Here is a 14,532-nt window from a genome sequence, read left to right on the forward strand (position 1 = left end):
GGGACGCCGGAGGGCGGGCCGGTCGAACCGCCGGCCGCGCTAGTGGATCGTCCGCCCTCGCGCGTCCGGCACACCCGACTTGCGCCAGAAGTACGTGTTCACCTGGTCACGCCACTCCGCCGCACACCTCGACTGCTCCTCCAACAACGCGGTGACCCGCTCGAACACCTCCGACGGCACCCGACCCTCCAGCCGCGCCCATGTCTCGACCATCCGGGACACCTCCTCGCACCCGGCGAAGTGGGTGTCGTACACGTGCTGGATCACCGTCGTCCCCGAGTGCAGAACGTGGTCGTACGGCACGTGGTGGAAGAACAGCAGCAGTTCGTCCGGGCACGTCTCGACCGACTCGTACACGTCACGCCACGGCGCCGGGAACTGGCCGGTGAACCCGGTGCCGGTGGCCCGCGAGCGGTCCACGCCGACGCCGTCGCTGTCGGCGAAGTGGTAGGTGCCCCACGACGAGTACTCGTAGCCGTCCACGTTGGGCCCGTAGTGGTCGCCCGGGTTCACCATGAAGCCGACGCCCAACGGCGCCGTGTACCGCTCATAGGTCCGCCACGAGCCGTCCATGATGTCGTGCAGCGCTTCGCGGACCACCGGGTCACCCGGGAACGTCAGGCCGATCCACTCGTCCAGCACGGCTTCCGGCGCGAGCCGGTCGTTCCAGGCGAGGCGCCCGAAGCCGAACAGGTTGGCCTGCGCCAACGGGTGCCCGGTCCAGAACGGGTCGTCGCCCACGTTCGACACCGCCACCACGCCGCCTGCCGGTGCGCCCGCCCGGCCGCCGGCGATGTCCGCGACCGTGGGCTCGTCCTCGCCCCACGGCTGGAAGCCGAGCACCTCACGCCACTGGGGCACGAGGTGGCACACGTGCTTCTGCTGGCCGGTGTACTCCTGCGTGACCTGGAACTCGACCGCGAGCCGGGTGCGCGGCATGGCGGCGATCACCGGCGACAGCGGTTCGCGCACCTGGAAGTCCACCGGACCGGCCTTCACCTGCACCACCACGTTCGCGTCGAACGAGCCGTCCAACGGTGCGAAGTGGTCGTGGGCCGCGCGCGCACGATCGGTCTTGCGGTCGCGCCAGTCCTGCCGGTGGTTGTAGACGAACGCGCGCCAGAACACCGTGCCACCGAACGGCGCCAGCGCACGGGCCAGCGCGTTCGCCCCCTCCGCGTGGTCGCGGCCGTAGGCGAACGGACCGGGGCTGCCCTCCGAGTCGGCCTTGACGACGTACCCGCCGAAATCGGGGATCGCCGCGTACACCTCGGCGGACGTGCGGGCCCACCACTCCCGCACCGCCGGGTCGAGCGGATCGGCCGTGGGCAGGCCGCCGAGCGTCATCGGCGCGGCGAAGGTCACCGACAGGTGCACCCTGATCCCGTGCGGGCGGAACACCTCGGCCAGCCGCACCACGTCGGGCAGCAGGTCGGTCAGCAGCCGCGCCTCGGCGCGGTGCACGTTGACGTTGTTCAGGCAGACCCGGTTGACCCCGATCGAGCCGAGCAGCCGCGCATAGGCCCGGGCCCGCGACAGGTCGGCCCGGACCGCGCCGTCGGCGTAGAAGATCGAACCACCCGCGTACCCGCGTTCGACCTGGCCCATCACCGGGTGCGCGTCGACGTTGTCCCAGTGGTCCAGCATCCGCACCGGCTGGCGCGGCGCGTGCCGCTCGGCCTCCGCCGCACCGGTGAACGCCGCCTCGCCCAGCCGCACCACGTGGTGCAAGCCGTAGAGGAGGCCGACGCCGTCGATCGCGCGGACCACCGTGGTCGTGCCGGCCCGCCCCACCACGAACGCCTCGGGGTCGGTGTCGCCGTCGTCGGGCGCGCACACCAACTCCAGGTCCGCCGGCCCGTCGGCGACCAGCACGCCACCGTGCTCGGCCACCGCCGTCGCGACCTCGCCGCGGACCGTGGCGACGACCGGCCCGTCCCCGACGACGCGGACCCGGCGTGAGCCGATCGACCGGAACGCGGAGGCGGGAAGCCAAGCGGGGTGCACGCCGACCATGTGCGGGTTCCTCCCGTTGCGGGATCGGTGACCTGACCGAACCTAGGCCGCTTTCGGTTCACCGGCAAGGAAGAACGGCCGTCCACTTTCGACGTTCACGAGTGTGGACAGCGGCGAAACTTTTGCGTGGCAACGACTTGGCGGTGGTGCGCCCAACCGGTCGCGGCGAACAGCACCAGCGGCGCGGGCGCCGGCGGCGGCGCATCGGGGCCGGTGAACATCAGCGCCGGCCCGTCGGCGACCGGCCAGGTGGCCGCCACGGCCACGTCGACACCGGCCAGGTCGAGCGCGGCCGGAAGTCCGGAGCACTGGGAGCCGGTGAACGTGCCGGGCCCGTCGTCGACGGGCCCGGCCCGGGGCTGCCGAACGTCAGCGGGGCACGAGGGTGTAGTCCGACCCGACCGCCGCGATGCCGTAACGGGGCAGTCCTCCCGTCCCGGTGAACCTGAACGGCCGCCCACCGCGATCGATGCGCACCCCGCCGCGCGCACCGCCGACGACCACGTCGAGCGCCACCGCGAACTCGACCAAGTCCTGGACCTCGCCGAAGTTCAGGACGAACACCTCCGGATCACCGCGCCTCACCTGGTAGGGGAACGACGTCACCGGTGACGACCCATCGGTGTACGGCGACACCCGCGGCGGAGAGGACCCGAGGTCGACCGACATCAGCCGCGGCGGCACGTCGCTGCCGCACTCGAACCCCGACGGCATGAAGAAACCGGACGTCGGCGGTCGACTTCGCGTGAGGTCCACGATGTCGATCCCCATCAGAAGCAGTTCGCTGTCGCTCGGGTTCTGCACGGTGATCTGCAATTCGATCTCACCGGCCGGCGCCAGCGTGGCGGTCTCGCTCTTCGCCCACTCCCCCACCACATCCGTGTCCCGGGCGTCGCCCTCGACGTGCTGGAGCGCGCAATTGGGCTTGAGCAACGCGGTGTGGTCCACCTGTGGCGGGTCCGCCACGACAGCGACGCTGACCGTGCCCGCCGGCAGCGCGTGTCCGGCGGTGATGGCCGGGCCGGCTCGCCACACCACGACGACAACCGCGACCAGGCAGGCACCGACAACCAACACCAACCAACGCCATGACACGCCGACGGTGACATCACCGCCCACCGACCCGGCCTGGACCACCTGCCGGGCCCGCCCACGCATGTGGTTGCGCGATCGCTCGGGTCTCACACCGCCACCCCCGTCGGACACCGGTCGGCGAACCGACGACCCGCCGGTCGTCCGGTTCGCCGGCGGCATCCGTGGCGATGATCGGCCGGCTGCCCACGAAGCGGTCCGCAAACCTGCGGTTCCCCGACCGCGGTCGGATCGACCCGCCGACGAAAGCCGTGACGATGTCGGCGCTCGGGCTCGCTCGACGGTGAAGCCGCCTGGCCCCGCCGACCCGCGACCGCGTCCTGGCGGCGTCGAGGGCAGCCGCCTGCCGCTGGTCCGGACAGCACCGCCGCGCCGGGCTGTTCGGCTGTCGGTGTCGCGCCAGGTGGAGTCCATTGTGGATGAACGTTTGCGTGACCGCCAGGTCTGTTCGGCGGTCCCCCGAGTAGGCGGCCGGCGTCCCGAGGTGGCGGTGCATGACGCATGGCCGCCCTACGACACCTACGTCAACAGCCCCCAGGAAGGTGACCGGCTGGATCAGGAGACGGCCCGAAGAGTCGACCGACGGTGAACGGGAACACCTGGATCGGATACTGCTCCCTTCCGATCAGGTAGCGGCCACCGGCCGACTCGGCGCGGCGTTCGCCTCGCTGCTGCGTCAACGCCGTGGACACGCTGGTCCATGATCCGCATCACCAGCCGCCGACTCACCCGACACCAGTGGCTCCGAAACGGCTGCTCATGTGCTGCCGAACCGCCCACCAACCCCTCAGCCGCCGAAGGTCGCGTTCACCCACGCGGTCAGCTCGGCCCGTGCGGCGGCCACCGACCCGGTCGACGCGCCGTTGGTCACCAGCGCGAAGTGCAGGCCCGACGCCCGGGTGGACAGCAGCAGCCGGTTCACCCCGGACGTGCCCGGTTCCGGCGCGACGGCCACCGGTTCGGCGCCCGTGTAGGCGGGCAGGCCGGTCACGGCCGCGAGATCGCTCACCACCGTGGTCGACGCGGGCGGGAACGACGACGGCAGGTGCAGCTCCGTCGGCGCGGCGACACCGTTGCCGCGCCACACGAGCACACCGAACTGCCCGGCGCCGACCAGCGCCCGCACCGCGGGCATCGTGTCGGGAACGCGGTTCCACGACAGCACCGTGCCGCCGTCGCGGCCGCGGTCCTCGTAGGTGAACGCCGCCGTGCGGCCCGCGACCGCACGCGGGAACAGCCGGTCCACCACCCGACCCTCCACCGTGAGCACGTGGTTCCCGCCGTCGTCGACGCGCACGGCGGAGAAGTGCTCGTCGTTCATCGCGTCACCCTCGGTGCGGACCTTGTCCGGGTTGTCGTTCATCAGCTCGTGGTGGCGGCCGTAGTTGACGTCCCAGTGCCACTGGCTGCCCGACAGCACGGGACCGGACCCCGCCGCGTCGGCCCACCACCGCGCGCCGGACAGCCGGGAGTCCAGCGCCTGGTACATCGCCTTCAACACGGTCGGGTTCTTGTCCGACGTGTACCCGGCGACCGGGTGGCCGAACTCCGACACGATCCCGGCCGTGCCGAGCGCGCTCGCCCGGTCGCGGATCCGGTTGAAGTCCGCCGTGTACTCGCCGTCGCCCGCCTTGCCCGGCTTGAGCAGCCCCGACTGCGCCCGGCCGTCGTAGAAGTGCGAGTTGAACGCGAAGCGCTCGCCGAGCGCGGGCACGGCGGTGAACCCGCCCGGTTCGGCGAAGAAGTCCACGTTCTGGTTCCAGAACACCAGCGGTTCGACGAACGCGGGCTTGTCGGCCCAACCCGCCTCGTCCATCCGCTGCCGGAACTGCCGGTAGAAGGGCATGAGCACGTCACGTTCCCAGGCCACGCCGTCCTGGCCCTGGTCGTACCGCCCGGCGTAGGGCTCGTTGAGGGGGTTCACGCCGAGCACGAGGCGGAACGCGTCGGCGGGCAGCGCGGACTTCACGTGCCGCATCGCCTCGCCCGCCTGGTGCAGGAACTCGTCGCGGATGCGGATCGGTCCGGCGGAGGTGGTGACCTCGCGGTTGTGCCAGAAGTCGTACACGGCGGCGGTCACCGCGTTGTTGTTCTTCATGTTCTGGCCCCAGTGCACGCAGATCCCGCACGACTCCTTCGGGTAGCCGCCCGCGCGCACGACCCACTCCGGCGCGCCGTCGCCGGTGTACCAGCTGTCGCGGTTGAAGATGTAGCGCGAGTACAGGTCCTGGTGGAAGTCGAGGTAGACCCGGATGCCCTGGTCGGTGAACGCGCGGACCTGCTCGGCGACCCGGTCGAGGTAGGCGTGGTCGATCCGGCGCGGCTCCGGCTCGACCCACGCCCACGTGACCAGGAAGCGCACCGCGTTCGCGCCGGTCATCCGGCGCATCGCCACCGCGGACGACCGCGCGTCCGCCGTGCTCGCGAACGGCAGGCCGCGGTGTTCGGCGAGCTTGGCCGTGCCGGACACGTTGAACCCGCGCAGCACCACCTCACGGCCGTGCTGGTCGCGGAACGCGCCGTCGGCGACCACCACGGTGCTGTCGTCGAACCACAGCCCGTTCGGCGCCGCGACGCTCGGCGACGCCAGCGACATCAACAGCAGCACGAGCACGAGCATCGATCGCTTCACTGCGGCCGTCCCTCACTCGACAGAAGATGAAGGCATTTCACGTTCAGCGTAGCGAATCATCGTCGTTCCACAAGTGCCGCTGAGGGCGCGCTTCGCACCAGGACGAACGAGTCCGGTTCGACCACGAGGTACGCTCGCCGACGCACCAGGGCGGCGGGCTGCCGCGTCGCTTGATGAAGAAATCTTCATGCTCGTTTAATGATTCCGTCGATGCTGAGAGCGATGCTCGGACGTGTGACCCCCTCGCGCCGCACGGCAGCTCTGCTCGCCGCTGCCGCGGCCCTGTACGCGGCGGTCTTCGTCGTCTTCACCCTGGCCGGCCAGGCCGAGCCGCCCCGGATACCCGCCGAGGTGACGATCGGGGAGTCCGCCTCGTCGCCCGGCGCGACCACGTCGCCGCCGCCGACCACGCAGGAACCGCCGCCGACCACGCAGGAACCGCCCCCGGCCACGCAGGAACCGCCGCCGCCCGTGACCACGGTCGTGCCCCCGCCACCGCCGGTCGGAGACGATGACGATGACGACGACTGATCCCGTGCGGGGCACCGGCGGGCGTCGGCGAGGACGGGGCACCCGCATCCCGGCCCGGGTGAAGATCATGGCGTGGATGCTCGGGCTGATGGTGCTCGTGCTGTCCACCGTGGTGCTGGTGGTGTGGCAGCTCCTCGTGTCCGGCATGGACGACCGGGTGGCCAAGGCGATCGGGCAGGAGGCCGGCGAGTTCCACAACTTCGCCGGTGAGGCGAAGGACCCGGCCACCGGGCAGCCGATCACCGATCCGGGGCGGCTGCTGGACGCACACCTGCGCGCGCAGTACCCCGATGCCTTCGAGGTGCACCTCGGGATCACCGGGACGGGTGACGACCTGCACGTGTGGCGTCAGGGTGTGCCGCCGTACGACATCGTCGCCGACGGCCCGCTGCTGCGGACGATCGTCACCTCCCCGACGCCCTACGGCGAGGCCGAGACCCCGGCCGGGCCGTTCCGCTGGGCCAAGGTCCACGCGCTGCCGCGAAAGGGGACCGGTGTCAGCGCGGACGGGTGGTTCGTCACCGGGTACTTCCTGGACGGGCTCGGCGCGCAGGACCGTCGGACCATCGAGCTGCTGGTGCTGGTCAGCGCGGTGGGGCTGGTCGTGGCGGCAGTGGTGGCGTGGCTGGTCGCGGGCGAGATCCTGGCGCCGGTCCGGATGGTGCGGTCGGCTGCGGCGCAGATCGGCGAGGAGGACCTGAGGCGACGCATCCCGGTGCACGGCCGTGACGACATCGCGGCGTTGGCCGAGCAGTTCAACGCGATGCTCGACCGGCTCGAACAGGCGTTCCGGGCGCAGCGGGAGTTCCTGGACGACGCGAGCCACGAACTGCGCACACCCATCACGATCGTGCGCGGTCACCTGGAGGTGATGGGCGACGACCCCGCGGAACGGGCCGAGGTGGTGCGGCTGTGCACCGACGAGCTGGACCGGATGAGCCGCATCGTGGAGGACCTGCTGTTGCTGGCCAAGGCGCAGCGGCCGGACTTCCTGCGCCCGGAAGAGGTGTCCGTCGCCGAGCTGACCAGCGACATCGACGCCAAGGTCCGGGCGCTCGGCCCGCGCATGTGGGTGCTGGAGACGTTGGGCGAGGGCACGGCGTGGCTCGATCCGCAGCGGGTGACCCAGGCGGTCGTGCAACTGGCCCAGAACGCGGTGCAGCACACCTCCGAGGGTGACGAGATCCGTCTGGGGTCGTCGTTGTGGAACGGCGCGGTGTCCTTGTGGATCAGCGACAACGGCTGCGGCATCGTGCCCGCCGACCTGGAGCGGATCTTCGAGCGGTTCGCCAGGGGATCGGGCAGGCCGGCCGACCGGGGTGGCGCCGGGCTGGGGCTCGCGATCGTGAAAGCCATCGCCGAAGGGCACCGGGGGACGGTCAAGGTGCTCTCCGAGCCCGGGAAGGGCACCACCGTGGGAATCGAACTGCCCGCCGGGCCATCCACTGTGGAGGGTGCGGGATGACCGGCCGGATCCTGATCGTCGAGGACGAGCAGCGCATCGCGTCGTTCGTGGAGAAGGGGTTGCGGGCCAACGGGTTCACGACCAGCGTCGTCGGTGACGGTGACACGGCGCTCGCCTGGGCGTTGACCGGTGACTTCGACCTCGTCGTGCTGGACCTCGGGTTGCCGGGCCGGGACGGGTTCTCCGTGCTGCGGGCGATGCGTGAGGCCAAGGTGGCCACACCGGTGGTCATCCTGACCGCCCGGGACTCGGTGCACGACACGGTCGCCGGCCTGGAGGGCGGCGCGGACGACTACATGACCAAGCCGTTCCGGTTCGAGGAGCTGCTGGCCAGGGTCCGGCTGCGCCTGCGGCCGGCGGACCGGGCGCCCGAGGTGACCGTGCTGCGGCACGAGGACCTGTCGCTCGACCTGCGGACCAGGCGGGCCCGGCTGCCCGAGGCGGTCATCGACCTGACGGCCCGGGAGTTCGCCTTGCTGGAACTGTTCCTGCGGCACCCCGGGCAGGTGTTGGCCAGGGAGCAGATCCTCTCGCACGTCTGGGGCTACGACTTCGACCCGGGCTCGAACGTGGTCGACGTGTACGTCCGGGCGCTGCGCCGCAAGATCGGCAACGACCGCATCCGGACCGTGCGGGGCATGGGCTACCGGCTCGGCGTGTAGCCCGGCGACGGCCGGATGAAGGCGGTTTCATCAACCGCTCACGGGTTGTTCAGGCTCCCGCCGCAAGCTGGTCGTCATGAAGGTCGCGACAGACGGGAACACGGCGCCACCCTGGTCACCGACCAGGACCACCGCGGCCACGACCGTGCCGATGAAGGCCCCGGCCGCCACCGTGCCGATCAGGACGGTGCCGACCGGACCCCCGCCGGCCGGAACCCGGCCAGGCCAGACGCCGCCTGGCCGGCCCTCGCCGGGCCGGAACGCGCCAGGTCAGACCTCGCCGGCGGGAGCCTCGCCGCGCCAGGCCCCGCCGGGCCGGCCCTCGCCGGCGCGGCGCACGCGGGCCGTTGTGAAGGCCGGGATCGGCGCCCTGGTGGTCGGCGCGGTGGCGTTGTTGCTGTTCACCGGTGGTGCCGGGTTGCCGGCCGACGGCAAGGTCACGTTGGTGGTGTTCACCGTCGCGGTCGGCGCGTGGGTGTTCACGGCGTTGGACGACACGTACGTCGCCCTGGCCGCCGCGCTGCTCCTGGTCCTGCTCGGCGTGCTCGCCGACGACCAGCTGCTCGGCGCGCTCGGCGGCGACACGATCTGGCTGTTGATCGCCGCCTTCGCCCTGGCGGCCGGGGTCGGTGCGACCGGGTTGCCGGCGCGGGTGGCGGTCGGCCTGATCGCCAAGGCGCGCAGCGTCCGCCAGTTGGCGCACCTGGTCACGGTCGCTCTCGTGCTGACCGCGTTCGCGGTGCCGGCGACCTCGGGACGTGCCGCGCTGGTGCTGCCGGTGTTCCTCGCCCTGGCCAAAGGGCTGGCCGACCGGCCACGGGTGGTTCGCGCGCTGTCCCTGCTGTTCCCCTCGGTCATCCTGCTGTCCGCCGTCGCGACCCTGATCGGCGCGGGCGCCCACCTCATCACCAGCCACCTGCTGCTCACCGCGACCGGGACGGGCATCGGCTTCGGCCAGTGGCTGCTGCTCGGACTCCCGCTCGCCGTGGTCTCGTCGCACGCGACGGCCGAACTCGTGCTCCTGCTGTTCACCCGCCGGTCCGACCGGGTGCGCCGGCTGCGGGTCGACGCCGATCGGCTGGGCCGGTTGGCGAACGCGCCGCGCTCCGGTCGCCTCGAACCGGCCGAACGCAGGGCGCTGATCGTGCTGGCACTGGTGTCGGCGGCGTGGGTCTGCGAGCCCTGGCACGGCGTGCCTGCCGCCGTGGTGGCGCTCGGCGGCGCGCTGGTGATCACCGCGCCGAAGCTCGGCACCATCGCGCTCGGGCCCGCGCTGGCCGGGGTGCCGTGGTCGTTGCTGCTCTTCATGGCCGCGACCGCGGCCCTCGGCACGGCGTTGACCGCGTCGGGGGCCGCCGCCTGGCTGACCGGGCACATGACCGGCCTCGGCGGTGACGACCTCGCCTTCCTGGCCGCCGTCGTGGCGGTGAGCACGGTGGCGCACCTGCTGGTGCAGTCCCGGTCCGCCCGGTCGTCCGTGCTCATCCCGGTGCTCGTCCCGCTGGCCGCGGCGCTCGGCCTGAACCCGGCCGCGGTGGCCTTCGCCTCGACCGCGGCGGCCGGGTTCTGCCACACCCTGCCGTCGTCGGCCAAGCCGGTGGCGATCTTCGCCAACGTGCCCGGAACGACCACGTACACCCGCTCCGACCTGCTCAAGCTCTCGGCCCTGCTGGCACCGCTCAACGCCGTGCTCGTGCTCGGGTTCGCGCTCGTCGTCTGGCCGCACCTCGGCCTGCCACTGCGCTGACCGCCCCTGCCCGCCACCCACTTGGAGGAGAAGTCATGATGCCGCTGAAGTTCGTCGTCGCACCGAGCGGGTTCAAGGAATGCCTCGACGCGCGGGAGGTGGCCGAGGCCATCGCGGCGGGCGTGCGCCGCGTCGTGCCCGGCGCCGTGATCGACCAGGTGCCCTTGGTGGACGGCGGTGAGGGGTCGGCCAAGGCGTTGGCGGCGGCCACCGGCGGCGAGGTGGTGCCGGTCGTGGTCAGCGGACCGCTCGGCGACCCGGTGCGCGCGCACTTCGCGGTGCTCGGCGGCCCCGGCCCGCGCACCGCGGTGGTGGAGATGGCGGCGGCGGCCGGGCTGCGGTTGGTGCCGCCGGACGCCCGCGACCCCGGCGTGACCACCACCTACGGCGTCGGCGAGCTGATCGGCGCGGCGCTGGACGCCGGTTGCGAGCGGGTCCTGGTCGGGTGCGGCGACTCCGGCACCTCGGACGGCGGTGCGGGAGCGCTGCGGGCGTTGGGCGTCCGATTGCTCGACGAACGGGGCGAAGACCTCGTTCCCGGCGGGAACGCGCTGGCGGACGTGCACCACGTCGACGTGTCCGGGCTCGACTCCCGGCTGGAGAAGATCGAGCTCACGCTGGCCTGCAACCCGCACAACGTGCTGTGCGGCGACCGCGGCGTCGCCAGGGTCTTCGGACCGCAGAAGGGCGCGGGCCCCGAGCAGGTCGAGCGGCTGGCCGCGGCGATGGACCGCTGGGCGGACGTGCTGCACTCGACGTTCGGCGTGGACGTGCGGCACGTGGCCGGTGGAGGTGCGTCCGGCGGGCTGGGCGCGGGACTGGCCGCCGTGCTCGGCGCGACCCTGGTGCCCCGGTTCGAGGTGATGCTGGACCACGCCGACCTCGACGCCAGGCTGGCCGACGCCGACCTGGTGATCACCGCCGAGGGCGCGATCGACTTCCAGACGCCGCACGGGAAGGTGCCCGCCGAGGTGGCCAGGCGGGCCAAGCGGCAGGGCAAGCCGGTGATCGCGCTGGCGGGCACCATCGGGCGCGGCGCGCGGCGCAGCCACGACGTGGGCATCGACGCGTACGCGGGCATCCTGGCCGCTCCCGTGCCGCTGGCCGAGGCGATGGACAACGCGGCCGGGCTGCTCGCCGACGCCACCGAACGCGTCCTGCGCCTGGTCCTCGTCGGAGCCTCCCTCGGCCGGTGACCGCCGCTGTTCACCACTTGAACCCAAGGAACGAAACGAGGTTCCACGCCAGGTGCCGGACACCGACAATCCGATCTTGTGCGATCTGCGGATCTCCTCATGCCTTGCGGCGATGGCACCGCTCACCTGGATGAATCGTTTCGCCCGTGGGCCGGGTTGCGCGCGGCCGTCACGGCCCGACCGGCGTGCCGAGCCGGTCGAGCCTGGTCGCCATGTCCTCGACGTGTGGCATGCTCAGCTCGCCGTAGACCACCAGCGCCCGCTGCCAGTACTCGCGGGCGTGGTCGTGGTCGCCCAGTCCCGCGTGGACGTCTCCGATGCCGGCGAGCGCGTGCGCGTGCTCGTGCCGGTGCGCTTGCCCGTCCCCTGCCAGTGCTTCGCGGTAGAGCCGGAGTGCCCTGGCGTGGTTCCCCGTGGCCGCGTGCGTGGCGGCCAGCTCGTTCAGCGCGCCCGTCGCCATCTCGGAGTCGCCGATGGCGCGGGCCACCGCCAACGCGGAGTCGAGGTGCCGCAACGCCGGTTCGTGCTCGCCCAACCCGCGGTGCGCGACACCGAGCGCGCGCATCGCCAGACACTCGAGGCCGCGGCTGCCGATGTCGTGCGCGAGGGACAAGGCGTCCCGCGCGTCGGACAACGCCTCCCGGTGGCGGCCGACCTCGGCGCGTGCCCAGGCCAAGCCGAACAACGCCATCGTCTCGCTGATCCGATTGCTGTTGGCCCGGGTGATGGTCAGCACCCGCTCGTACAGGTTGGCCGCTTCGTCGTACCGGCGCAGGACGGTGAGGACCCGCCCGAGGTTGTTCATCGCCGGGACGCCCAGGCGCGGGTCGGCGGACCCCTCGAAGAACACGAGCGCGCGGCGCCAGGTGTCGGCTGCCGCGACCAGGTCGCTCCGCCGCCAGTGCGCGATGCCGGTGTTGTTCAACGTCGAGGCCTGCATCAGCCGGTCGCCGACCTGCTCGTACAGGCTGAACGCCCGGGTCAGGTGTCCGATGGCCTCGGACGCGGCCCCCGTCCAGGCCATCGAGGCGCCGAGCGCCCGTCGCGCGTTGGCCTCGGCGGCGACGTCGCCGAGTGCCTGGGCCGCGTGCATGGCGCGGGTGTGCAGCGCGACGGCGTCGTTCAGGTAGTGGCCGGCGGCGAGGTATCGCCACACGGTGTCGGCCAGCGCGATCACGTGGTCGGGACCGCCGTGCTGGGTGGTGGCGATCAGGTTGGCGCGCTCGTCGTCCAGCCAGCCGAACGCCGCTCCATAGGTGTCGAACACCGGTTTCTCGGTGTCGGTCGCGGGGACTTCCGGCCGGATCTCCGCCTCGTGCGGTGCGATGACGTCCATCGCGGCGGAGGCGGTGGCGAGGTAGTGGTCGAACAGCCGGGCGAGCGGCGCGGCGGTGTCGTCGGTGGTGTCGGCCAGTTCGGCGGCGTAGGCGCGCAGCAGGTCGTGCGGTTGGTACCGCCCGCCGGGCGTCTGGTCGACCAGATGGGCGCGTACCAGCACGTCGAGTGCCCGGCGGGTGTCCCGGAGCGGGGTCCCGGCCATGGCCGCCACCGCGTAGGCGTCCACGTCGTGCCCGGGGTGCACGCCCAGCAGCCGGAAGACCCTGGCCACGGCGGGATCGAGCTGCCGGTACGACCACGAGAACACCGCGCGGACCGCGGTGTGCGGGTCGCCCTCGACGTCCAGCAGGTCCAGCAGGTCCTGCGCCTCGGCGAGCTCGCCGGCCAGCTCGCCGAGGGTGCGGCCCGGCCTCGACCGGACGAGCTCCGCGGTGATCCGCAGCGCGAGCGGCAACCGCGCGCAGCGCTCGACCAGCACGTCGACCGCCGCGGGCTCCGCGTCGGCACGCGCGCCGAGCAGTTCCCGCAACAGGCCCGCCGCATCGGTCCGGGGGAGCCGGTCCAAGCCGATCCGGTGCGCACCTTCCCGCGCGATGAGCCCGGCGAGGGAGTCGCGGCTGGTCACCAGCGTGAAACACGTCGAGCCCGCGGGTAACAGCGGGCGCACCTGCTCGACGGTGCGGGCGTTGTCCAGCAGGACCAGCACCCTGCGCCCGTCGACCAGCGTGCGGAAGCGGGCGGCGCGCTCGGCGAGGTCCTCGGGGATCGCCGCGCCGTCCAGACCGAGCGCGCGCAGGAAGCCGGCCAGCGCCTCGGCGGCCGGGACCGGCTCGTCCGGGCCGTAGCCGCGCAGGTCCACGTAGAGCTGCCCGTCCGGGAACCGGTCGCGCACCCGGTGCGCCCACCGCACCGCGAGCGCGGTCTTGCCCACCCCGGCGGTGCCGGCCACCGCCGAGATCACCACCGGCGACCGGGCGGACGGCAACCCGTCCAGCTCCGCGAGTTCGGCCTCCCGACCGACGAATCCCCGCACGTCCACCGGGAGCTGGGCGGGCACCTCACGGCCGGCGGCCCGGTCGTCCGGCGCCGGCTCGGGCACGTCCTCGGCGAGGACCTGGCACTGCAGCTCCCGCAGCTCCGGCCCCGGCTCCAGCCCCAGCTCGCACACCAAGGTCTCCCGGGCCCGGTGGTAGACCTCCAGCGCCTCCGACCGGCGCCCGGCCCGGTACAGCGCGGTCATCAGCAGCCCGTGCAGCCGCTCCCGCAGCGGGTGCTCGGCCACCAGCTCGGCGAGCTCGCCGATGACCGCCTCGTGGAGGCCACACGCCAACTGCGCCTGGTAGAGCGACTCGGCGGCGGTGAGGCGGCGTTCGACGAGCCGCCGCGCCCAGTCGGCGAGCACCGGCACCTCCACGTCCGCGAACGGGGTGCCACGCCACAGCGCCAACGCCGCCCGCAGCGACTCGATCGCCCGTTGCGGCTCCCGCTCCGCGGCCGCCACCCCCGCCCCGACCAGCGCCTCGAACCGCTCCGCGTCGACCACCGCCGGCCGCGCCAGCAGCCGGTAGCCCGCCGCGCCGAACGACAGCCGAGCCGGGTCGTCCAGCACACCGCGCAGTCGGTGCACGTGCAGCTGCAGCTTCTGCGCGGCCCGCGGGTCCGGCTGGTCACCCCAGAGCGCGTCCGTCAGCACGTCCACCGGAACCGGCTGGTTGGCCCGAGCCAACAGCACGCCGAGCAGCGTCCGCCGCAGCCGCCCGGACAGCACCCCCACCCCCTCGCCGTGCCGTACCTCCAGCGCCCCCAACACCCGAAACTCCATGAGCCCCCGCCCCTCCGACCAGCCCAGCCAG

Annotated in this window: 10 protein-coding genes; 5 read left to right on the plus strand and 5 right to left on the minus strand. The window is 72.7% G+C overall.

Annotated features, from left to right (window positions below; translation table 11 throughout):
• Positions 1 to 39: 39 nt before the first annotated feature.
• The 4 genes from RIN75_RS29110 to RIN75_RS29125 all read right to left on the minus strand — a co-directional run bounded on the left by RIN75_RS29110 (position 40) and on the right by RIN75_RS29125 (position 5,740).
• Positions 40 to 2,016: an alpha-glucuronidase gene (locus tag RIN75_RS29110; RefSeq protein ID WP_309115230.1), complete on the minus strand. Its 1,977-nt coding sequence runs from the start codon at positions 2,014 to 2,016 to the stop codon at positions 40 to 42.
• A gap of 95 nt (positions 2,017 to 2,111) precedes the next feature.
• Positions 2,112 to 2,282: a hypothetical protein gene (locus tag RIN75_RS29115; protein WP_309115231.1), complete on the minus strand. Its 171-nt coding sequence runs from the start codon at positions 2,280 to 2,282 to the stop codon at positions 2,112 to 2,114.
• 103 nt (positions 2,283 to 2,385) lie between these two features.
• A complete protein-coding gene (locus tag RIN75_RS29120; RefSeq protein WP_309115232.1) occupies positions 2,386 to 3,201 on the minus strand; it encodes a hypothetical protein in 816 nt (271 codons plus the stop codon).
• A 694-nt stretch (positions 3,202 to 3,895) separates the two neighbouring features.
• Positions 3,896 to 5,740 (minus strand): cellulase family glycosylhydrolase, encoded by a 1,845-nt coding sequence (locus RIN75_RS29125; RefSeq protein ID WP_309115233.1) that lies wholly within the window; start codon positions 5,738 to 5,740, stop codon positions 3,896 to 3,898.
• A 222-nt stretch (positions 5,741 to 5,962) separates the two neighbouring features.
• Between RIN75_RS29125 and RIN75_RS29130 the strand changes: the two genes are divergently transcribed.
• From RIN75_RS29130 to RIN75_RS29150, 5 genes are all read left to right on the plus strand, one after another.
• Complete coding sequence (locus tag RIN75_RS29130) at positions 5,963 to 6,271, plus strand: hypothetical protein (RefSeq protein WP_309115234.1); 309 nt, start codon at positions 5,963 to 5,965, stop codon at positions 6,269 to 6,271.
• On the plus strand, positions 6,258 to 7,736 hold the full coding sequence (locus RIN75_RS29135; protein WP_309115235.1) for a HAMP domain-containing sensor histidine kinase: 1,479 nt from the start codon (positions 6,258 to 6,260) through the stop codon (positions 7,734 to 7,736). Before RIN75_RS29130 ends, RIN75_RS29135 begins: the two co-directional genes overlap by 14 nt.
• Positions 7,733 to 8,398, plus strand: coding sequence for a response regulator transcription factor (locus RIN75_RS29140; RefSeq protein WP_309115236.1), 666 nt, complete (start codon positions 7,733 to 7,735; stop codon positions 8,396 to 8,398). The genes RIN75_RS29135 and RIN75_RS29140 overlap by 4 nt, the downstream gene beginning before the upstream one ends.
• A gap of 349 nt (positions 8,399 to 8,747) precedes the next feature.
• Entirely contained in the window at positions 8,748 to 10,145 is a 1,398-nt protein-coding gene (locus tag RIN75_RS29145; RefSeq protein WP_309115237.1) for an SLC13 family permease, read from the plus strand.
• Positions 10,146 to 10,180: 35 nt separating this feature from the next.
• A complete protein-coding gene (locus RIN75_RS29150) occupies positions 10,181 to 11,341 on the plus strand; it encodes a glycerate kinase (RefSeq protein WP_309115238.1) in 1,161 nt (386 codons plus the stop codon).
• Between the two features lie 169 nt (positions 11,342 to 11,510).
• Here RIN75_RS29150 and RIN75_RS29155 read toward each other — a convergent pair whose 3' ends face one another.
• Positions 11,511 to 14,501, minus strand: a complete 2,991-nt coding sequence (locus RIN75_RS29155) for a BTAD domain-containing putative transcriptional regulator (RefSeq protein WP_309115239.1) — start codon at positions 14,499 to 14,501, stop codon at positions 11,511 to 11,513.
• Positions 14,502 to 14,532: the final 31 nt, after the last annotated feature.

This window comes from Saccharothrix sp. (assembly GCF_031180885.1).
GTDB lineage: Bacteria > Actinomycetota > Actinomycetes > Mycobacteriales > Pseudonocardiaceae > Actinosynnema.

Excerpts from the sequence above, each read along its gene's own strand:
- RIN75_RS29155 (WP_309115239.1), bottom strand. The coding sequence starts at position 14,501 with ATGGAGTTTCGGGTGTTGGGGGCGCTGGAGGTACGGCACGGCGAGGGG.
- RIN75_RS29110 (WP_309115230.1), bottom strand. The coding sequence starts at position 2,016 with ATGGTCGGCGTGCACCCCGCTTGGCTTCCCGCCTCCGCGTTCCGGTCG.
- RIN75_RS29150 (WP_309115238.1), top strand. The coding sequence starts at position 10,181 with ATGATGCCGCTGAAGTTCGTCGTCGCACCGAGCGGGTTCAAGGAATGC.
- RIN75_RS29130 (WP_309115234.1), top strand. The coding sequence starts at position 5,963 with ATGCTCGGACGTGTGACCCCCTCGCGCCGCACGGCAGCTCTGCTCGCC.
- RIN75_RS29135 (WP_309115235.1), top strand. The coding sequence starts at position 6,258 with ATGACGACGACTGATCCCGTGCGGGGCACCGGCGGGCGTCGGCGAGGA.
- RIN75_RS29140 (WP_309115236.1), top strand. The coding sequence starts at position 7,733 with ATGACCGGCCGGATCCTGATCGTCGAGGACGAGCAGCGCATCGCGTCG.